This is a genomic window from Flavobacterium terrigena (assembly GCF_900108955.1).
Taxonomy (GTDB): Bacteria; Bacteroidota; Bacteroidia; order Flavobacteriales; family Flavobacteriaceae; genus Flavobacterium; species Flavobacterium terrigena.
Map to the genome: position 1 here is coordinate 656611 of NZ_FNYA01000002.1, position 19704 is coordinate 676314.

Below are 19704 nucleotides of genomic sequence, written 5' to 3' on the forward strand. Positions count from 1 at the left end.
TTTACGATCTTTTTCTTTTTTCTAATAAATCTGGATTTTCAATTGGATTTTCTTTTCCTGAAAGCGCGTTGTCAATTTTTTCAATATAATCCAAACTATCATCAATGAAGAAAATTAAATTTGGCACTCGTCTTAATTGTAATTTTACACGTTGAGATAAATCGTGTTTAATTAAAGGTGCATTACTTTTAATAGCAGCTAATAATTCTGGTCCTTTTTCTGAAGGAAATACACTTAAATAAACCTTCGCTATTGATAAATCTGACGTAACATTTACTTTTGATACTGAAATAATTAAGTTAGAAATAGAATTTTTTCTAATCTCACCTTGTAAAATATCAACCAAGTCTGTTTGCAATAATGCGCCAATTTTTTTTTGTCTATTTGTTTCCATGCTGCAAAAATACAATTTTTACAAACAAAATAAGCAGATTTAAAATTTTGAATGATTATTTTTGCATATTAATACGTAAACAAATGAGAAAAATAGAACATATTGGTATTGCAGTTCATGATTTAGAAAATTCAAATGAATTGTTTTCGAAACTTTTTGGACAACCGGCATACAAGACAGAAGAAGTAGAAAGTGAAGGCGTAAAAACTTCTTTTTTTATGTGTGGTCCAAATAAAATTGAATTATTAGAAGCTACGAATGAAAATAGTCCAATTGCTAAATTTTTAGAAAAAAAAGGCGAAGGAATTCACCATATCGCGTTTGACGTTGAAAATATTTACACAGAAATAGAAAGACTTAAAGGTGAAGGATTTACTGTTTTAAACGAAACTCCAAAAAAAGGTGCCGATAATAAGCTAGTTGCTTTTTTACATCCGAAAAGCACAAACGGCGTTTTAATAGAATTATGCCAAGAAAACCCTGATTTATAACAAATTAACGTTAACTTTTGAAATAGTTTTAAAAAAAATTTGCACCTAATATAAATTAGCCCTAATATTGCACTCTCAAAACTGGTCCTATAGCTCAGTTGGTTAGAGCACCTGACTCATAATCAGGTGGTCCCTGGTTCGAGCCCAGGTGGGACCACTAGTAGAATAAAGCCTTCCAAGATAATTGGGAGGCTTTATTTTTTTTAGGTCAAACATAGGTCAAACATTTATTTTAATTATTATTTTGCAGTCTTAAATAGACAAGTATGTTACCAAACCTGTTAAGTAATCCTCTTCATTTTTTTCATCTTTTGTACTTTGAAGATTTCTTAAATAATCTAAAAAATGACTACAATTCACAAAGAGTTTATTTAGGAGAATTATTATCTAACTCAGATGATAAAAACATTTCAAATGAGAGCCAGTATATTAAAATTATTTTTAAGGAAATAAGAAAATTAATAGTTAATAATATTCTTAAAGAAGTTTCAAGTTTAAATGAATTTGAAATTGAGGATTATATTTATAAGCTAAACGACAAGATTAATAATTATAAAGAAAAAAACAATCAATTAATAGCAGAAGAAGAGTATAGTAAGATAGCACTTAATGAAATTGAATACATAATAGAGTTTATCCAAGTAAATTATAAAGAAGTTCTTGAAAACATAGAGATTAAAAAAAATACAACTCTTTATTTTAGTAATGGTGATGATTTAGTCCCTTTTAAATTTATAGATGATTTATTATTTAGTGATGGGTTTTACAGATTAAGAAACTCTTATGAGTTTAAAACTATCCATACAAAAGACTACAAATATATTTTCCACACAGATGAAAAAATATTTTTTGAATCTTGGGTAATGAAAAATGATTTGAGCATCCAAATGGATTTTCCTAAGTATAGCTCTATAGTCATTAATTTTTATGCTTATGCAGGTTTAGACATAATAAACAAAAATTCTTCTAATGCTGATTTTAAGAGTTTTCTAATTAAGCAACTTGATACATTATACAACTATTACACAAAACTAGAAGATTTAAAATCCTCTGAATTTGAATTAATAAACAACTCCATAAATAGTATAACATCTACACTTTATTCGAAATATAAATCATTAAATGTGAATCACAAATTATATAGAATAATAATAGAAGGAACAAATAATAGATCAGATTTTAAACCTAAGAATAATTTAAAAGCAGACTTATTTATTGACTTATATGAAATGTCTGAAAAACTTGAAATGTTTGATATAGAAGATTTATCTGAAGAAGATTTTTTGAATATCTTAGTTTTTAAAGATACCTCAGATGTCAAGAAATTAAAATTTACTAAACCAAACCCCTATGTTGCTTATTACTTAAAATCATTAGAATTGTTTTTTGACAATTTGACCCCATTAGCAATTGAAAAAAGTGAGTTGTTTTTAAATAAACAAAATAAATTAATAAAATCATCAGATTTATATACCGCATTATCAAGAGGAAAAATTGACAATTCAAGAATGAAAATTGACATTGATTCATTAATAGAATACCTAACCAAAAAATATATAGAATAAAGCCTTACACTTTATCTTACACTTTGACTTACACCCTTATTACACTTTTGGAATAAGGGTTTTTTTGTACACTTTATTTGCACATATAAATCGGATGTGCACATCCATAATTTTTAAAAATTATGGAATTATTCCAACAAAAATTAGATAAAATTGAAGCATTATTAAAAAGACAATATGCTTTAAGCAAAGAGATATTAACTCTTGAAGAGGGAGCAGATTTTTTAAATCTGTCTAAGTCTGCATTGTATAAAATGACCAGCAAAAAGGAAATTCCCTTCTACAATCCTGGTGGCAAAAAAATTTATTTCAAAAAGTCTGAACTTGAAAGCTGGGTACTTAATAGCAAAGTTTATTCTTCTTTTGAAATTGAAGAAAACTTAGATACTTATTTAAGTAGAACTCAAAAATCTAAGTTATGATAGATTTTATAAGAGTACACTACCGAGACAAAAACAAACTTGAATCTTTTGTTATGAATCAAGAGAACTTCAATAGAGCTTATACTGTTTTTGAATATCATTCTAAAGAGGTCCTATACCCATATAAAGTTAATCTTGAAAATATGGAATTAGTTGTTAATGAGAAAAATGGGTATGTAAAGAATTCAATCCATAAGTTAAATAATTTATTAATAGAGGGAGATGAACATAATCACAATGATTTTACATACTCTCAACTTTGTTCAACTATTGATTATTTAGGAAGTAACATTATTGATGTAACCAACCAAAAATTAACTCAACTTGAATTTGGATTAAACATTAATATTCCAATCACTGCTAAAGAATTGATTTCTAAAAGTGTTTTGATGCACAAATTTGATAGACATACTACTATCAATAAATTTAAGAGCAATGGCTATCTGATGGCTTTTGAACATTGCAATTATATCATAAAAATTTATGATAAGGCTAAACAATATAAACTTAAAGACCAAAACATCTTAAGATTTGAAATTAAGTTTTTAAGCCCTAAAGAATTTAATCCTCTTGGGGTTTATAATTTAAGTGATTTGAAAAACAAAGACATATTGAAAAGCCTTTTTGAATATTTATTAAATCGATTTAATGAATTATTAATTGTGGATAATTTTTCAGAGGAGTCAATTTCAAAAGAAGACTTTGAAAAATTAAACATGTATTCAAGTTTTACTTTTTGGGACAAACTTAACAACACCAATAAAAGACAAGTTAAGTCAAATCACAAAAAGAAGTACATCTCACTATTAGAAGAATACAAACTTTTGAAAGTAAAAACATATTTAAGAAATCAATTAATTGAAAAATTTACTCAATTATTAAATAATTAAAACATTGACAAATTCCATACTTCCTATTGTTGGAATTTGTCAATATTAATCAAAAATCATTATGGCAAGTATAAAAATAGTATTAAGAGATAAAACTACTAATGATGGGTTATATCCTGTTATTTTAAGAATAACTAATAAAAGAAAATCTAAAATAATATCCTTGAATCTAAAATGCTCATTATCTGATTGGGATGATACTAATAATCAATTTAAAAAATCATTCCCAAATCACACTCAAAGTAATTTAGTATTAGCAAAGAAAAGAGAGTTGGCTTTTAAAATCATTAATCAGTTTGAACTAGATGAAGTTGATTTTAGTTTAGAACAATTTGAAGAGAAGTTTAGAGGAATTGAACCTAATAAAACTACTGTATTAGAGTTTTGGGAAGAAGTTATTTCAGATTTAAATAAATCAGGAAAGGCTGGAAATGCTATAGCTTTAAAAGAAACTAAAAATTCATTTTTTACTTTTTGTAAAAAGAAAAACTTAATGTTTAAGGAAATAAACCCTTATTTATTAGATAAGTATGAAGTATTTCTGAGAGAAAATAAAAATGCTGATGGAGGTGTTGCTTTTAAAATGAGAGAACTTCGTTCTCTTTTCAACAAAGCAATTAAGAAAGGTGTAGTTGAAGAAAAACATTATCCTTTTAAGATATATAAAGTTTCAAAACTAAAAATAGGAAATATAAAAAAAGCATTAACAAGAGATGAAGTAAGATTGATTGAGAATTTTGATGAAACATTATACCCAAATCTTGCAGAAGCAAAAAGATTATTTTTATTCTCTTACTATTGTAGAGGTATCAACTTCTTTGATATTATGCAATTGGAATGGTCTAACATTTCTGGTGGAAGAATAACATATATCAGGTCAAAGACAAAAGGAAAATTTAACATTGGTATTCTTAAACCAGCACAAAATATATTAGATTATTATAAGAATGTTTTTTCTAAAACTAAATATGTCTTTCCAATTTTACTAAGTGAAAACATGACACCTACCCAAATACAAAACAGGAAACACAAGAAACTTAAAAAATTTAATAGTGATTTAAAAAAAATTGCTGTGATTGTTGGAATTGACAAACCCTTAAGCAGTTATGTTGCTAGACATAGTTATGCAACAAATTTAAAACAATTAGGTGTTTCTACTGATATTGTTAGTCAATCAATGGGACATCAAAATGTAGCAATTACTTCTGCCTATCTTAAGGACTTTGAAGATGATGTAATTGACAAAGAAAATGAAAAACTTCTCAATGAACCATTAGAATTGTATTTCTAACATTAACCCTAAGCCTACTAATCTAATCATTAAGTAGGCTTTTATTTTAACTAATTATGGAATTAAAAAAATCAGAAAGAAGTAAAACCAAGATAAAAATGGCTTTACAAGGACCTAGTGGTAGTGGAAAAACTACAAGTGCAATTCTAATAGCACAAGGATTAACAAATGGAAACCTAAGTAAGGTTGCCATTATTGACACAGAGAATGGTAGTTCAAACTTATATTCTCATTTAGGAAAATACAATGTTCTTTCATTGGATAATCCACATTCACCTGAAAGATATATAGAAGCTATTGAGGTGTGTGAAAAAGCTGGAATGGAAGTAATAATTTTAGACAGCATATCACATTGTTGGCATTTTTTACTTGATTATCATTCTTCCCTTGCTGGTAATACATTTACTAACTGGAATAAGGTAACTCCAAGACAAAAAGCATTTATTGATAAAATACTTCAAAGCAATGTGCATATTATTTGCACAATGCGTGTAAAGCAAGATTATGTTTTAAATGAAAAGAATGGTAAAATAGTTCCTGAAAAGGTTGGTTTAAAAGCAATTCAAAGAGATGAAATTAGTTATGATTTTACTATTCTATTTGAATTGGATAATAAACACTATGCTTCTGTATCAAAAGACAGAACTAGTCTATTTGAAGGGAAACCTCAATTTGTAATAACTGCTCAAACAGGCAAGAAAATACTTAATTGGAGTAATAGTACTATGACAAAAGGAGAACTTCAAATAAAGGTCTCTGAATGTAACACAATGAAAGAACTTACTACACTATACAATGAGAACATTGATTTATCTAAGACAATTGAACAAGATTTTGTAAACAAACAAAAACTACTTATTGAACTAACTTCTAACTTAACACAAAATAGAAATGGAGCTTGAAATAATTAAACCCAGCTATGATTCACCAGCAGAAAATGATAATCTTTCCTTTGCTGGTATGGAGCAGCCTTTTTCAGAGTTGAGTAATTGAAACAAATAATTTATTCTATTTAAAACACATTCCTTAAAAGAGGAAAAAACACCTTTTGTTTTGCCATAGGTGTATTAAAAGTACTAAGTAATAGTATTACCAGCTATTCTTGGTTTTGAGTTAAAAAAAACCCAGCTAAAGGCTGGGTTTATATTATTTTTTTTCAAATTGTTGTTTAACAACATTTATAAGATGGTCAGAAACTACAGAAGAGATTTGCTTTGGAGACATCCCTGCAATTATTTTATCCTTAGCAATGCTCTTAACAGGCTTTGCTAGTGAACAAGTAGTTACTGGCTTTAATGTGTTAAACTGTGAGTCTAAAGTTAGGTTATTCATAATTGATTAATTAAAATAATTGTCAAAAAAGGATTTATTTAATTCAGGTTTAAAATAGTGTTTGCGTTTTATCCAAATAAATCCATCACCTTTGGAAATTATTGCAACATCTACGGGTCCACCTACACTTTCTTCTGCAAATGTAATTCTTCTTTTTAAATATGTCAAATAAATTAGACTTTCTGCCATTTCTGCTAAATCTTCTTTTGAAAGATTATTTACTGCATTCATTAAAGGCTGAATATAATTTAATGTTTTTGTTTCATCAATTTTAACTTGATGCTCTCTAGTTAAAAAGTCATAATCAAAATTACGCAATTTTTCTGATAATTCTGTATTCGTGTCCCCTAATTCTTCTAAAATCAATGTGTTGTATTTAGTTAAAGTCTCTTTTAGATTTTCTTTATATGTGTAATCTAATGTAGGGTCTATACCTGTTAATATTGTATCTATAACATCAGTCTGGGCAAAAGGACAAATTGCCCCTGCATTAAAATGATTTATTCTTGCAGTATTTCTTTCATCATCATAATACCTTAATTTATCTTTAAAAACTAAAGAAACATTAATTGGGAATAATTGCGGATAGAGTTCATCTTCACCATATCCAACAAAAATCAAGCCAGTGTAATTATTATATTTTTCAGGTGTCTTAAAAACTAAATAAAAATATCTAAATAATTTTTCTTGAAGTTCAGCACTAATAGTATAGCCGTTTTCTGTAAAAACAGTATCATGATGATGCTGAAATTCAATTGCAAGAAACTCTCTGAACTCTTCTAAAGTAATATCCTTAAGCTCTGGACATATATCAGTTCTATCACCAAGTTGAGTTATAGACTCATCTATTGTTAATTCTATCAATCTAATTATTTCAGCTTTATTTTCATCAGAAATTATATTCAACAATTCTTTTCTTTCAGAAAGTGCAACATTTAACAACTTATCAAATGTTGTTCTAAAAAAAGATTCCAAATATATTTTTTGAATTCCATCTTCTGTAAAATACGATTTAGAATTCAAATATCTAATGAAATCCATTTTGTAATCTTCTACTCTTGGAAATGAGTTGCTCCCCAATTGCTTTCTATACATTTTTATAATTACTTCCCAAGGTGTTGACAAAAAAGACGCTGAATTATAAAGCATAATACCTACAGGATGTTTTTTTGATAATGTAAAAACCTTATTGGCTCTATTAAAAATTTTATTCCCATTAGAGCCACCTATTGTAACAGCACTATCTGCTGCAATTGCTACAGCTTGTTTATTTAAAATCCCAACTACTGCTGTCATTCTTTAAATTTTAATTACTATTTTTTATAAATATAGTAACTATTTTTAATAAAAAAAATTTATACTCAATACTGACTTAACACCAGCAAAAAATGTATTATTCCTTCTGCTGGTATCGAAAATCCTTTTTGAATTGAAAACTTACAATTTAAACAAATTCCTTTACTAAGAAATAGTATTTTTAGCTTTGTATCTGATGAAATATCCCATTTAATTATATTAATGATATATTTGTTACTTAATTTTATTTATGATAAATCCAGAAGAATCTTTACAATCAATAAATGACTTAATTGGCGAAAAATTTCACATTCCTAATTATCAGAGAGGTTATAGATGGGGTAAAACTCAAGTTGAAGAATTGTTAAATGATATATGGGACTTTACCCAAGATAGAACAAAAGATGAGATATATTGCCTTCAACCAATTGTAATTAAAAAGAATGATGATACTTGGGAATTAATTGATGGTCAACAAAGAATGACAACTATTTTTTTAATTCTAAAGCATTTAAAACATTTAATAGATGGAGACATTAACAACATTGAGATTGTCTATCAAACCAGAAAAGGGAGTGAAGATTTTTTATCAAATATTAATGAAAAAGACAAAGAAGTAAATATAGATTTTTTTCACATTTTTAATGCTAATGATTATATAGAAAAATGGTTTGCAAGTAAGGCAAATAATGGCATAAGAAATGTAAAAACTATATTTATTAATCCATTTTTAGACAACACAAAAGTGATATGGTATGAGGTTGAAAAACATGCTAATTCAATTGACATATTCACTAAATTAAATATTGGAAAAATTCCTCTTACAAATGCTGAATTAATCAAAGCTCTATTTTTGAGCAATTCAAACAATAGCATAAATGAAGAAAAACAATTTGAAATTTCTAATGACTGGGACAATATAGAATACAAATTAAGTAATGAAAACTTTTGGTACTTTTTAAATCAAAATCTTAATGATATAAATCCAAGAATAGATTTTTTGTTTGACATAATTAATACTGATGTAAGTTATAGTTCTTATTCATCATTTCATTTTTACAATGAAAAAATTAAAGATGAAGGTACATCTGTGGTAAGTTTGTGGAATGATGTTAAAACATTGTTTTTAACCCTTGAAGAATGGTATAATGATAGAGAAATTTTTCATCTGATAGGTTTTTTAATCAATGAAGGTGAGAATATTGAAAGTATTCTAAAAAACTTCAAATCAAAAAAGAAAAAAGATTTTATTAATTATTTAAAATCAAAGGTTTTAAAACTAATGATAGAAATTGATTTTTCAGAAATATCATATGGTAAAAAAGATTACTCACAAATAAAAAGAACACTTCTTCTATTTAACATAATAACTATTGTTAAAAATAAAGAATCAAATATCAAGTTTCAATTCGATAGATATAAAAAAGAAAAATGGGACATTGAACATATACATTCTACAAAAGAAAATATGCCTAGCACTTCAGATGTTCAAAAAGATTGGTTAAAATCCCTTTCTGAATATTTAGAGAGTAAAGAAGATTTTAAATTACTTTTTGATGAAATTTCAGGTTTTGATTTTTTAGAAAAAACACCAGAAGAATTTGAACTGTTGTATAACAAAGTTATTTCCATTTTTACAGATGAGGGAGATAATGAATACAACAAAAATGGTTTATCAAATCTAACATTACTTGATGCAAATACAAATAGGAGTTATAAAAATGCAATTTTTCCAATCAAGAGAAACACCATCATCAAGAAAGATTTAGAAGGTGTATTTATACCAACATGTACAAAAAATGTTTTTTTAAAATATTACAGTACCAATGTTAGTCAAATGAATTTTTGGGGAGGTAATGATCGAAAAGATTATTTCACAAACATAGTAAATACAATAACTGATTATATAGGCATCAATGAATCATAAAATATCATATTTAGCACTAATTAAGAATTTTAAAATTGAAATTCCTATTATTCAGAGAGATTATGCTCAAGGCAGAAAAGACAACAAAATTGATGAAATTAGAAACTCTTTCATTGATGATATTTTTGAAGCTTTAGTAGTAAAAAAAGAGCCTATTGACTTTGATTTTATTTATGGCTATATAAAAAAAGACACTAATAATAGTGACGTTTTTATTCCTTTAGATGGACAGCAAAGAATTACAACTCTATTTTTACTATACATATTTATAGCAAATAAAGAAGATAGATTAGAAGAAATAAAAACTCATTTACTAAACTTCACATATAAAACACGATATACTTCCAGAGACTTTTGTGTTGAATTAGTAAAAAATGGTATTGACTTTTCTGATTATGATGAAAATGAAAAAGTGTCAAATATTATTTTAGATTCTTCATGGTTCTTTTTGTCATGGAAAAATGACCCTACAATAAAATCAATGCTTGTAATGCTTGATACAATTCAATCAAAATTTTCGATTAATGATGAAGTGTTTTCTTTATTAATTGATGAACAAAATCCACCTTTTATATTTCAATATATTGAATTAAAAGACTTTGGTCTTACTGATGACTTATACATTAAAATGAATGCAAGAGGGAAAATTTTGACTGATTTTGAAAATTTCAAAGCTCGTTTAGAACAACATATTGAGAAAGAACATTCGACACTTCTACCAGAATTTAATAGAAACATAGATAACTCTTGGACTGACTTTTTTTGGGAGTTCAGAGATAGCAAAAATAGTATTGATACACAATTCTATAATTTCTTTAAAAACATAGCTCTAAATAATTACGCATCAAAATATAATTCTGAAACTAAATATTATGATTATTTAGAAAATCTGAATGTGTTATCAAGTAATTACAATGTGAATTTTGGAATTTATAAAAAATTAGACTGTTTTGATGCTGATACTATTTTAAGAATTATAAAAATATTAAATGTTATAAAAGCCAACAACAAAGAGTATGTTGCATTATTAAATCCTTCAATATTGAGTGATGCAGGACTTTTTAAAACTTTATTTTCAAGAAGCTTAACAAGAGAGGAACGACTTTATTTTTATGCTTATACAATGTATATAAGTGAAAACGATAATATTGATGGTCTTGAAAATTGGATGAGGGTTATTAGAAATTTAATTGAAAGTACTTTTTATAATCGTGATGATGATTTTAGAAAATCAATAGTATCAATTAAAAAAATGTTACCCTTTTCAGGTGACATACTTAATTACATTATCAATAATGAAATTACAGGTTTCTTAAATGAACAAGTAGAAGAGGAAGTTATAAAAGCCAAACTAATTTTAATAAATGAAGATTGGGAAAGAGAAATTAAACAAATAGAAAATCAAGGTTACTTCAAAGGTCAAATTAGCTTTTTACTTAAATTTTCTGGTATTAAAGAGTTACATGATAATTCAGGTGAAAATTTCAAAAGTGAATTAACTAATGATTTTTTTGATAGTTTTTTAAACTACAAGAATAAGACAGAATTGTTTTTTAATAGTTATGGATTAATTCCATTAAAAGACAACCTTATAGAAAGAGCCATACTAACTTATGGTGATTATACTATTGATAAAGGGAGAAATAGCAGTTTTCTAAAAAACGATGACAGGGATATTAGTTGGAGAAGATTTTTGAGAAATGATAGCAAAAACAGTTTTCTAAAAGAATTAATGAACAATGTTACATTAGAAAATTATGAAGCTGATTTAAAATTTATTATCAATAGCTTCAAGAATGAAAACAGTTGGAGGTATTATTTTATAAAACATTCAGAACTAATAAATGCTTGCGGTAAGAATAGATTTTTTAGATGGGGATATGAAGGCAAATCAATTTTACTTTTAGAAAACAACACAACTTTTGGCTATCACTATGAATACTATTCTTATGCATTATGCTTAGAATTAATAAAAACATTCAAAGTTGATGTAAAATATGAAATGAATAAGTCTGTAGATTATATGAAGTATATATCGAAAATCAAAGATGAAAAAATTGACATTTCTTATGATACATATTCAGGTGAATTTCAATATTTAGTTGAGTATAAGAATAGAAGTTTTGAAATTAAAACCCAAAAAGAAGTAATCAATTATTTAAAACAAGAAAATATTATTTAAAAATAGTGTGTTGTTTTATATTACTTACTCTAAACCTTTATAGCTATTTTGGTTTAAAACCCATTACTTGTATAAGATAAATTGAGATATCCTTTAGCTAAAAAAGATTATGATTTTTTTGAAAAACAAATAATTGAATTTTACACTATCACCATAAAAAGTGTTTTTCTTAAAATTTTTTTCAGTTTTGATATTAACAAAAAAAGGAGTTTTACAAAAAATGTATAATGAAACTAAATTATGATGAAATTTGTATAATGAGAAACTTAACTCATTCATAGCTTCTTTATTACAAAGTGGAGACAATACATATCCCCTTACTTTATTGTCACCTCTTCTCCTTAATTCATTTGTCCTGTGGTTTCCATCAATCACAATATAAGTTTCTATTGGTTTATAGTATGAAACATATATTGGCTTAAAACTCAATTCATTTTTGTCTTTATAAAAACTTAACTTTTGTGGATTAAGATTTAGTTCATCAGAATATATCCTGTCAATATCAATATCGATTAAAGGTAAATTATTTATTGAGATTATATTCTCAATCTTTCTAATTGACCATGAAATTTCATAAAAATCTCCTCCAATTCCTGTTTCTATTATTTGAGAATATCTTTGGATAAAGTCATAATGAAGATTTGTTTTTTTTGAATCATTAACTATTTGATTATATTGAAATAGTAACTCTTCTTTAAGATTTGGAAAAAGTAGAAATAATTTTTTCTTTTCAAAAAATGAAAAATAGAAATCAAAAGTGTTTTTTATCTCCATAATAAATTATTTAATTGACCTATTTCAGGATATAAAGCTCCAAATAAATAATCTATACTGTAATTAGTTTTAACAACTTTGGAATAATGTAAATACAGCTTTTTTTGAAAGGATTCTTTCAAATCTAGCTCAATTAGTTTATCATACAATCCAAACTCTTTAAAAGCTAATTCTATATATTCCCAATATTCAGGATAGTATTCAATTACATTATTAGCAAAATCTATCCATTTATCTGCTTTATATTTATAACCAATTATTCTATTTTGTTTGGCACTTTCTATTATGCAAATTACTCTTTCAAAGTTAAATAAATATTGAACAAAATTATGGTTTTCAAAACCATTTGCTAAATATGAAATGGTAATTAAGCTATCAGCTTTATGAGTCTCATTAGGAAAAGAATCAACTATATATTTTTCATCTTCTTTTGTAAACTTGTATCCTTTTTTAAGTATTAATTTGAATAAAGACACAAAATGTAAATTTTTATTATTGAATAAATAGTTAAGGACATTATTTCCATTATTGTCCTTCATTAAATTAACATTAAATTCAATGTAACTTGATTCTAAAATAAATTTTATAAAATGAGAATCATATTTAGTAGCTTTAGTAATCCATTCAAATAACTTATGATTTTTATCTAAATTTAATCTTGAGTTAAATGCAATTAGCTCATTTTCATTAAAATTCATTAATTCCTCTGTAACACTATTATATACTACAATTTGGCTATCTTTTAATCTTTTAATCTCATTAAGTATATCATCTATTTTTATTACTAATCTTCTTTTTGCTACTAACTCTTCATCTAGTTTTTTTTGTTCTTCTGCTTGTTTTAATTTTAATGTTTTCTCTTTATTTATTTTTTCCTCATTTCTCTTTTGCAACTCAATTATTGTGTCTTTTTCTTTTCCAAAATCATAAAAATAAACCTCATAGTTATCTTTGTCAAATTTTAATTTTTCTATTGAAATATTTACCTCATTCCATTTGTCTCTAAATTCATTTTCATTTGATAGAAAAGTAAATTTGTATGTACAGGTTAAACTAAAATTTTCTTGTTCCTCATTCAGTTTAAAAAAATTCTGATGTTTAGATAAATACTTTATGTCTTTTTCCATTTGAGACTGACCTTTAACATCAAAATCATCTAAAATCCAAATTAAGTATATTCCTTTAGCTTTATAAAAATCATATCTACTTAGTATGTACCTTTGAGATAAATTAGAGAGTTGAATTTCAAACACAATCTCTTTGTCATAATACTTACAATAAACATCTGGTTTTCTTTTTTCTTTACCATTAAGAATAAATTTATTGTCAATATTGACTTCACTAATTCCCTCAATCTTTGAAGCTGAATTACCTATTCTATTCTTTAAATATTTATGCCTTTCTGATTCTTTAGATTTATATATTTCATAATATTCTTCTTTTACTTTTGGACTTAAATTTTCATCTTTTAAAATGCAATATTCATCATTTGGAAAGTGTTTAAAGTAAAGCCTATCATAAATACTTGTAGATACAGAGTATTGATTTTCACATTCTAAACAGATAGGGTCAATCTCATCTCTATTGTACTTTTTTCTTATTTCAAATCCAGTTAATCTGTCATCAAATAATTCTTCTGCATCTATTATTTTGCCTGATTTTTTATCGAATGCATATCTAATTGCTCTTTCTACTCCCATATTACCAATTCCTTTTTGAGCCCAAAATAGAAAGTCTTCTTAATAACTCTTTTTCATTTTCTGCATTGGAATTATATATAGGTTTCTCAATTAATTTTAAACTATTCAACCTATATTCAACACTTATCTTTGAAACATTAAAATGAGTGGCTAATCTCTTAATTACCTCGTCAAAATCAGACTTATTACATTCTTGCTCGTCTAAAAAAATCCTCCCCGCATTTCTAATCCCTAACTCTTTTTGTGTTAAAATTAAAATTGCTCTAATACTATGCTCTGGCATTAGTAAACTTGAAGCGAAACAATTTGCTTGCCATTCAATCCAATTTTTAGGATTTCTCAAAACATAACTTTGCTCAAAAAAACTAAAACTGGTGTCTTTAAAGTTATTATATATTGATTTGTTTACTTTCAAATTCTTATGTAAAACAAAATGACCAATTTCGTGAGCCAAAATGAAAGGTTCTCTAGAGGTATCTTTTATTGAAGAATTCACAATAATTTCATTTTTTTCTGAATCAAAGTAACCTAATACTTCATTTTTTAATTCATCTTCTATACTTGAATATTTAAACTCTAATTCGTATTTACTTTTTAGATATTCAAGTAAATCATATAGAGGTATTGATAGTGCATGATTTAAGATATATGGCTTAAACTCATTTATGAGATTTGTAGCAATATTGTCAATTTGTTTTGTAGATAGTTTTTTTAATCCTTCGATTTTTGTTGGAAGTAAAGCTTCTTGAATTGCATTTAAAATAATTTTATCAAAGTCATCTTCCTTGTTTGTGTTTTTCTCGCTTTTATGATAAACAATATTATAATTTTCTTCATCTACTTCAATTAACATCATTCCATGTGAAATCACTTCTTCAGTAGCACCACTTTGTAACTTGCTATTCGTAACAAAAACACCTTTAATTGCATAATCTTGAATTTCACTAATATATTGAGCAAATAGAGCAACATCATCTACTGGAATTGATGATGAATAATTTTTACATTCAATTAAATAAAGCAAAGTAGGCTTATTAGCATTTGGAGGTGTCAATTCAATAGATAAATCAAAAATAATATCCTTTTTTCTTCTTGTAGAATAATACCCCTTCTTTTTATAAATCTTACAATACTCAGGTATTAAGCCTAGTTCCTTATTAGTTAATGCACTTTCAATAATTGCATATGACTTTTCCTCAAAATCATTTCCTATTTTTACTGTATTCATTTAATATTGTGTCTTTTACAAAGCTAATTTTTTTTAAGAAAAAATCCAAGTTAACTTATTCACAAAGTACCCTCTAAAAAAATAGGCACCCCCTTATAATCAACTCAATACCCCCACCCATTTATAGGAAAACTAAAATTATACCAGCAGAAAATAATATCATATTGATTTATAGATATTTTACTGCTGGTACTTTTTAATGGTTTTAAAAATATTAATTCAACTCAAAAATTATTAAAAAATGGTAAGAATTGTTAACTATCAAAAGAGAACTACAGAGGAAGGAAAAGATTTCTTTGTGTTAGAGATTCAATCAGGAATTTCAATGGTAAAATCAAAAGAAACAGGTAAGTTTTATGCAACAGCAAATAAGGCTTCAATTTCATCAACTTTTGATGAATTAACCTGTCAAGCATTAATTGGCACAGAATTGCCAGGCAAAGTAGAAAAGGTTAATTGTGAACCTTATAATTATACAATTAAAGATACAGGTGAAGTCATAACACTTACTCATAGATTTGAGTATGTTGATGAAGCTGAAAATCAAGAAAAAGCTATTACACAAAAAGTAGAAAGAAGTAGTACTACAATTGATGAATTTGTTAGTAGTATGACTGATGAAAATTCATTCTCAACAAAAGAAGAGTTAGAACATGCTTAACAGCTTTTAGTATTAATTTGTGTCTGAAATTTAATTAAATATTTATTTCAGACACTTTTTTATTTTTTTAGATATGGAAAACTTATTAGCAGAAATACAGGTTAGCTATAATACAAACAGTAGTATAAAACCAAAAATTGAATCAAGTCATAATGCCTACGAAATATTACTTGCTTCTTGGTTTGCTGGTACTATAGAATTACAAGAAGAATTTAAAGTTTTGCTTTTAAATAGAGCAAATCAAGTTTTAGGAATATACAACCTTTCAAAAGGTGGTACTGCTGGAACTGTTGTTGATATTAAAATATTATTTGCTGTAGCTTTAAAATGTAATGCTACAGCAATAATTGTTGCTCACAATCACCCAAGTGGAAGATTGAAGCCAAGTCTTCAAGACATAGAAATTACCAAGAAAATTAAAGGTGCTTCTGAACTTTTAGATATTAAACTTTTAGACCATCTAATTATTTCAAAAAATGGTTATTATAGTTTCACTAATGAATCAACTTGCTAAATTTATGTATGTGTGAACTACACTAAAAGACCCCTTTAAACAGGTAAATTAAAAATTGTAACAAAATGCAGATTAATATTAATAGCGTTTTCTTAATTTTATCTTTTATGATAACTTAATTAAATATGATACAGAAAAATCTGAATGAATATCCACTTGAATATCAATCACAAATTTTAAAAGAAATTTTGTTCTTAGAATTTCCTTTTGAACTTCAGGATATGATTGATTATGAAAGCAATATTGATTTCAAGGTTTTATCTAAAAATCATCAGGTACATTGGTCAATTGAAATATTAGAACACTATAGAAACAAATGGGATTGGAATGCAATTCAGACCAATCCTTTTGTTTATTCATATTGTAATATAGGTCTGTTTTTTAAAGAACTTGTAAATGTAAAACCAATAAAATGTAGGTGTAAATTAAGATTAGAATATTGTAATAAAGACCAATTGTGTACTCCTAATTATAATTACATCTTATTAAGACCAACTAATATTAACCCTTTACACGAAAAGTTTACTAATTGGGTTAAGTTTTTAATTGAAGAGAAATTTTTCAATAAGACTTCAATTGGTATTTTCTTTTTGTATGATACAGTGATTGATGATGTAAATAATTATGATGAGCTTCAATTACCAGCAGAAAAAAATGATTATGTGGATAATGATTTCGACGAAGATGAAGTGCCTTTTTAAAAGCGAAATAATTCTATTGGTTCTATCCCAAGATTTTTAGATACTATTTCAATAGTTGCTAAAGTTGCATTAGCTCTACCAGCCTCTAGTCTTGACATATTACTAGGTTCAATACCGCATAGGTCAGCAAGTTCCTGCTGAGAAATATTCTTCTCAACACGAATTTCTTTTATTCTTTTACCTACTCTTTTTTGCAACAAATTTTCCAACACTTATTATCTTATAAGATATATTCAAAATTTGTTCTATTTTTGTTAAATCCACATATCGTAAAAGATAAGAATTGATTTAAAAAACAACTGTATGAATAAAATTCAGATATTATTTGCAAGTGTATTTACAATGATTATAAGCCTGATAGTTTCTTGCTTTGTTTATACAGAAGAAATAAGGAAAGTTATATCTAATAAGTACTACTTAATTATATCATTTTTGGCATTAATCATTATCATAAATATTTATTACTCAGAATTTAGTGATAGAGATTTAGAACAAAAAAAAGATTTAAAATACTTTGGAAGTATTTCAATTTCACTTTTTACAATAGCTGGAATTGTGTTTACCATGCACATACTATTATTTGTAGCAGAATGGATTAAATTACTTTTTAATTAAAATAAAACAACATGAAAAAAATTTTGCTTTTGGCTGTTGTATCAGCCTGTTTGATTTCTTGCAACAAAGAAGAAGATTGTGTTTGTAAAAAATACAGAGTAACATCAAATGGAAATTTGCTCCCAGATGGGGAAACAAGTATGCAAAATTGTGATGGAGTAAATCCATCACCACTATTAGTAACTTATAAAAAAGAATGTAACTAAAATGAAGAAGTTAATATTACTATTTATCCTATTAGGATTAACAAAATTGTATTCTCAAAACGACTATGCTATTGTAAATATTTACAGACCTAAAATGATGTTAGGTTCTGCTGTAACACACAAAATAAACTTCAATGGTAAAAAGGTTTGTGATATAGACAATGGAGGGCATTTAGAATACAAAGCATTTGCATTAACCAATGTACACATTACTATGGATGGCAAAGAAGATGTCAAAAGAAAAGATGGATTAAAGATTAGTTTAGAAAAAGGTAAAGTTTACAATTTTAAGCTAACTCCAGTATTTGGAAAAATGAAAATTGAACAAATAAAAGATACTATTTCAAAAGAAGAGTTAAAGAGTAAGTATTTTGTATCGCTTAATGATATTGGAATTGATGATAATTCCAACATTACATCAAATTCTAATTGGACTAGAGAAAAACTGAAAGAACATTGGAAAAACAATGGAATTTCAGAATTAGAAGGTATCTATGAAGTTGTAGGTGGTAGTATTCAATATGAATTGGCTGTAGTCAGTCAAAATGATGAATTCACTATAATTTACCTTGCTGGTGCTAATGGTTCAGCATGGAAAAGTGGAGATATTAAAGCTACTCTTAAAAAGAGTGCTTCATTTGGGGTATTTAAATCTAAATGGATAATGCTTAACAAATCTCAAAATAAAGATATATTGATAACATTTAAAGATTCATCTTTTTCTGCACCTTCTGAAACTGATGATGCAAATGTTAACTACATAAAGACTTTTCCTAATTATGAGAATAACATTAAAAAGAAGGATTAAAAATAATGAAGTTTAGCTATTTATAATTAATAACATAAATTCTTCACAAAAAGTAAAGTCTCCTTAATTTAAGGTTAAGAGAAGTTTAAAAATTGATAGTATTTTAAAATACTTGGCGAATTTTAAAAAATAAGTTTTGAGAATAAGATATTTAGAATATATTTGCACCTCGAAATAAATATTCTTTTTTAAAGACTATTAGAATTTGGGTCAAACATAGGTCAAACATTTTTGCTAAAAAAGGCAAAAATTTGAAAACAAAAGAAAATACAAAAATTTGATTTACCTTTGTTTTCAATCACTTGCAAATAAGTGCAAGTAAATGAATAACTTATGACACAGACTCATAATCAGGTGGTCCCTGGTTCGAGCCCAGGTGGGACCACTTTTTTTTAAAAAAAAGTAAAAAATAATTGCATTTAACATTTTATTTTATATTTTCGTAAAATCAATTGTTAAAAAAAACAAAAAAATAACATGAAAAATAATTTCGCCCAAATCTTTTTTCTTTTAGTTTCGGCTTTAAGTTCTGTGCAAATGTTCGCTGCAGATCCACCGCAACCACCGCCACCTGCACCGCCACCTATTGGTGTACCAATAGATAGTGGAGTTGTTGTGTTATTTTTTATTGCACTAATAACAGGATACTTTATTACACAAAAAATATATAACAAGAAAACTCCTAATTAGGAGTTTTTTTTTGCATT

At 26.2% G+C, this 19704-nt stretch carries 22 protein-coding genes and 1 tRNA gene; 16 read left to right on the forward strand and 7 right to left on the reverse strand.

Features of this window, described 5'->3' with window-relative positions; all coding sequences use genetic code 11:
• Window position 1 precedes the first annotated feature (1 nt).
• Entirely contained in the window at window positions 2-394 is a 393-nt protein-coding gene (rbfA, locus tag BMX42_RS06310) for a 30S ribosome-binding factor RbfA (protein WP_091310630.1), read from the reverse strand.
• 83 nt (window positions 395-477) lie between these two features.
• Here rbfA and mce point away from each other — a divergent pair, with 83 nt between their 5' ends.
• The 7 genes from mce (at window position 478) to BMX42_RS06345 (ending at window position 5955) form a co-directional block, all read left to right on the forward strand.
• Entirely contained in the window at window positions 478-885 is a 408-nt protein-coding gene (gene mce / locus BMX42_RS06315; RefSeq protein WP_091310633.1) for a methylmalonyl-CoA epimerase, read from the forward strand.
• Window positions 886-968: 83 nt separating this feature from the next.
• Window positions 969-1042, forward strand: a tRNA-Ile gene (locus BMX42_RS06320).
• A gap of 109 nt (window positions 1043-1151) precedes the next feature.
• Window positions 1152-2450 (forward strand): hypothetical protein, encoded by a 1299-nt coding sequence (locus BMX42_RS06325; protein ID WP_091310637.1) that lies wholly within the window; start codon window positions 1152-1154, stop codon window positions 2448-2450.
• 122 nt (window positions 2451-2572) lie between these two features.
• Entirely contained in the window at window positions 2573-2872 is a 300-nt protein-coding gene (locus BMX42_RS06330; protein ID WP_091310640.1) for a helix-turn-helix domain-containing protein, read from the forward strand.
• A complete protein-coding gene (locus BMX42_RS06335) occupies window positions 2869-3762 on the forward strand; it encodes a hypothetical protein (RefSeq protein WP_091310643.1) in 894 nt (297 codons plus the stop codon). The genes BMX42_RS06330 and BMX42_RS06335 overlap by 4 nt, the downstream gene beginning before the upstream one ends.
• A gap of 61 nt (window positions 3763-3823) precedes the next feature.
• Window positions 3824-5053: a site-specific integrase gene (locus BMX42_RS06340; protein ID WP_091310647.1), complete on the forward strand. Its 1230-nt coding sequence runs from the start codon at window positions 3824-3826 to the stop codon at window positions 5051-5053.
• Between the two features lie 98 nt (window positions 5054-5151).
• Entirely contained in the window at window positions 5152-5955 is an 804-nt protein-coding gene (locus tag BMX42_RS06345) for an AAA family ATPase (protein ID WP_245748258.1), read from the forward strand.
• A 244-nt stretch (window positions 5956-6199) separates the two neighbouring features.
• Here BMX42_RS06345 and BMX42_RS06350 read toward each other — a convergent pair whose 3' ends face one another.
• Window positions 6200-6385, reverse strand: a complete 186-nt coding sequence (locus tag BMX42_RS06350) for a hypothetical protein (RefSeq protein WP_091310654.1) — start codon at window positions 6383-6385, stop codon at window positions 6200-6202.
• Window positions 6386-6391: 6 nt separating this feature from the next.
• On the reverse strand, window positions 6392-7681 hold the full coding sequence (locus tag BMX42_RS06355) for a hypothetical protein (RefSeq protein WP_091310657.1): 1290 nt from the start codon (window positions 7679-7681) through the stop codon (window positions 6392-6394).
• Window positions 7682-7931: 250 nt separating this feature from the next.
• On the opposite strand from BMX42_RS06355, the gene BMX42_RS06360 reads away from it, so the two are divergent.
• Together BMX42_RS06360 and BMX42_RS06365 are read left to right on the forward strand one after the other, a co-directional pair.
• Window positions 7932-9608, forward strand: coding sequence for a DUF262 domain-containing protein (locus tag BMX42_RS06360; RefSeq protein ID WP_091310659.1), 1677 nt, complete (start codon window positions 7932-7934; stop codon window positions 9606-9608).
• Window positions 9598-11790, forward strand: coding sequence for a DUF262 domain-containing protein (locus BMX42_RS06365; RefSeq protein WP_091310662.1), 2193 nt, complete (start codon window positions 9598-9600; stop codon window positions 11788-11790). Before BMX42_RS06360 ends, BMX42_RS06365 begins: the two co-directional genes overlap by 11 nt.
• Window positions 11791-11883: 93 nt before the next feature.
• Here the strand turns inward: BMX42_RS06365 and BMX42_RS06370 are convergent, their stop codons facing one another.
• Genes BMX42_RS06370 through BMX42_RS06380 form a run of 3 tightly spaced genes read right to left on the reverse strand, consistent with a single transcriptional unit; the run spans window position 11884 to window position 15492 of the window.
• Window positions 11884-12564, reverse strand: coding sequence for a hypothetical protein (locus BMX42_RS06370; RefSeq protein WP_091310665.1), 681 nt, complete (start codon window positions 12562-12564; stop codon window positions 11884-11886).
• Window positions 12555-14264, reverse strand: a complete 1710-nt coding sequence (locus tag BMX42_RS06375; RefSeq protein WP_091310668.1) for a DUF6035 family protein — start codon at window positions 14262-14264, stop codon at window positions 12555-12557. Before BMX42_RS06375 ends, BMX42_RS06370 begins: the two co-directional genes overlap by 10 nt.
• Window position 14265: 1 nt before the next feature.
• Window positions 14266-15492, reverse strand: coding sequence for an ImmA/IrrE family metallo-endopeptidase (locus BMX42_RS06380; protein ID WP_091310671.1), 1227 nt, complete (start codon window positions 15490-15492; stop codon window positions 14266-14268).
• Between the two features lie 241 nt (window positions 15493-15733).
• Here BMX42_RS06380 and BMX42_RS06385 point away from each other — a divergent pair, with 241 nt between their 5' ends.
• The 3 genes from BMX42_RS06385 (at window position 15734) to BMX42_RS06395 (ending at window position 17368) form a co-directional block, all read left to right on the forward strand.
• Complete coding sequence (locus tag BMX42_RS06385) at window positions 15734-16153, forward strand: hypothetical protein (RefSeq protein WP_091310675.1); 420 nt, start codon at window positions 15734-15736, stop codon at window positions 16151-16153.
• Window positions 16154-16226: 73 nt separating this feature from the next.
• Complete coding sequence (locus tag BMX42_RS06390; RefSeq protein ID WP_091310678.1) at window positions 16227-16667, forward strand: JAB domain-containing protein; 441 nt, start codon at window positions 16227-16229, stop codon at window positions 16665-16667.
• A 125-nt stretch (window positions 16668-16792) separates the two neighbouring features.
• Complete coding sequence (locus tag BMX42_RS06395; protein WP_091310681.1) at window positions 16793-17368, forward strand: hypothetical protein; 576 nt, start codon at window positions 16793-16795, stop codon at window positions 17366-17368.
• On the opposite strand, the gene BMX42_RS06400 is transcribed toward BMX42_RS06395, so the two are convergent.
• Window positions 17365-17565 carry a helix-turn-helix domain-containing protein gene (locus BMX42_RS06400; RefSeq protein WP_245748260.1) on the reverse strand — a complete coding sequence of 67 codons (201 nt, stop codon included), beginning with the start codon at window positions 17563-17565 and terminating at the stop codon, window positions 17365-17367. The genes BMX42_RS06395 and BMX42_RS06400 overlap by 4 nt on opposite strands.
• A 235-nt stretch (window positions 17566-17800) precedes the next feature.
• Here BMX42_RS06400 and BMX42_RS06405 point away from each other — a divergent pair, with 235 nt between their 5' ends.
• The 4 genes from BMX42_RS06405 to BMX42_RS06420 all read left to right on the forward strand — a co-directional run bounded on the left by BMX42_RS06405 (window position 17801) and on the right by BMX42_RS06420 (window position 19687).
• Window positions 17801-17983 (forward strand): hypothetical protein, encoded by a 183-nt coding sequence (locus BMX42_RS06405; RefSeq protein WP_143055610.1) that lies wholly within the window; start codon window positions 17801-17803, stop codon window positions 17981-17983.
• Between the two features lie 11 nt (window positions 17984-17994).
• A complete protein-coding gene (locus tag BMX42_RS06410; RefSeq protein WP_091310690.1) occupies window positions 17995-18189 on the forward strand; it encodes a hypothetical protein in 195 nt (64 codons plus the stop codon).
• A gap of 1 nt (window position 18190) precedes the next feature.
• Entirely contained in the window at window positions 18191-18997 is an 807-nt protein-coding gene (locus tag BMX42_RS06415) for a hypothetical protein (protein WP_091310694.1), read from the forward strand.
• 477 nt (window positions 18998-19474) lie between these two features.
• The gene (locus tag BMX42_RS06420) at window positions 19475-19687 is read left to right on the forward strand and encodes a hypothetical protein (RefSeq protein WP_091310697.1); all 213 of its coding nucleotides are present in this window, start codon (window positions 19475-19477) and stop codon (window positions 19685-19687) included.
• Window positions 19688-19704: the final 17 nt, after the last annotated feature.

Bases quoted from the DNA above. Each gene is read 5' to 3' on its own strand.
- BMX42_RS06420 (WP_091310697.1), top strand. From the start codon at position 19,475: ATGAAAAATAATTTCGCCCAAATCTTTTTTCTTTTAGTTTCGGCTTTA.
- BMX42_RS06365 (WP_091310662.1), top strand. From the start codon at position 9,598: ATGAATCATAAAATATCATATTTAGCACTAATTAAGAATTTTAAAATT.
- BMX42_RS06360 (WP_091310659.1), top strand. From the start codon at position 7,932: ATGATAAATCCAGAAGAATCTTTACAATCAATAAATGACTTAATTGGC.
- BMX42_RS06370 (WP_091310665.1), bottom strand. From the start codon at position 12,564: ATGGAGATAAAAAACACTTTTGATTTCTATTTTTCATTTTTTGAAAAG.
- BMX42_RS06340 (WP_091310647.1), top strand. From the start codon at position 3,824: ATGGCAAGTATAAAAATAGTATTAAGAGATAAAACTACTAATGATGGG.
- BMX42_RS06415 (WP_091310694.1), top strand. From the start codon at position 18,191: ATGAAGAAGTTAATATTACTATTTATCCTATTAGGATTAACAAAATTG.
- BMX42_RS06335 (WP_091310643.1), top strand. From the start codon at position 2,869: ATGATAGATTTTATAAGAGTACACTACCGAGACAAAAACAAACTTGAA.
- BMX42_RS06325 (WP_091310637.1), top strand. From the start codon at position 1,152: ATGTTACCAAACCTGTTAAGTAATCCTCTTCATTTTTTTCATCTTTTG.
- BMX42_RS06350 (WP_091310654.1), bottom strand. From the start codon at position 6,385: ATGAATAACCTAACTTTAGACTCACAGTTTAACACATTAAAGCCAGTA.
- BMX42_RS06410 (WP_091310690.1), top strand. From the start codon at position 17,995: ATGAAAAAAATTTTGCTTTTGGCTGTTGTATCAGCCTGTTTGATTTCT.
- BMX42_RS06355 (WP_091310657.1), bottom strand. From the start codon at position 7,681: ATGACAGCAGTAGTTGGGATTTTAAATAAACAAGCTGTAGCAATTGCA.
- BMX42_RS06380 (WP_091310671.1), bottom strand. From the start codon at position 15,492: ATGAATACAGTAAAAATAGGAAATGATTTTGAGGAAAAGTCATATGCA.
- BMX42_RS06390 (WP_091310678.1), top strand. From the start codon at position 16,227: ATGGAAAACTTATTAGCAGAAATACAGGTTAGCTATAATACAAACAGT.
- mce (WP_091310633.1), top strand. From the start codon at position 478: ATGAGAAAAATAGAACATATTGGTATTGCAGTTCATGATTTAGAAAAT.
- BMX42_RS06330 (WP_091310640.1), top strand. From the start codon at position 2,573: ATGGAATTATTCCAACAAAAATTAGATAAAATTGAAGCATTATTAAAA.
- rbfA (WP_091310630.1), bottom strand. From the start codon at position 394: ATGGAAACAAATAGACAAAAAAAAATTGGCGCATTATTGCAAACAGAC.
- BMX42_RS06385 (WP_091310675.1), top strand. From the start codon at position 15,734: ATGGTAAGAATTGTTAACTATCAAAAGAGAACTACAGAGGAAGGAAAA.
- BMX42_RS06375 (WP_091310668.1), bottom strand. From the start codon at position 14,264: ATGGGAGTAGAAAGAGCAATTAGATATGCATTCGATAAAAAATCAGGC.
- BMX42_RS06395 (WP_091310681.1), top strand. From the start codon at position 16,793: ATGATACAGAAAAATCTGAATGAATATCCACTTGAATATCAATCACAA.
- BMX42_RS06345 (WP_245748258.1), top strand. From the start codon at position 5,152: ATGGCTTTACAAGGACCTAGTGGTAGTGGAAAAACTACAAGTGCAATT.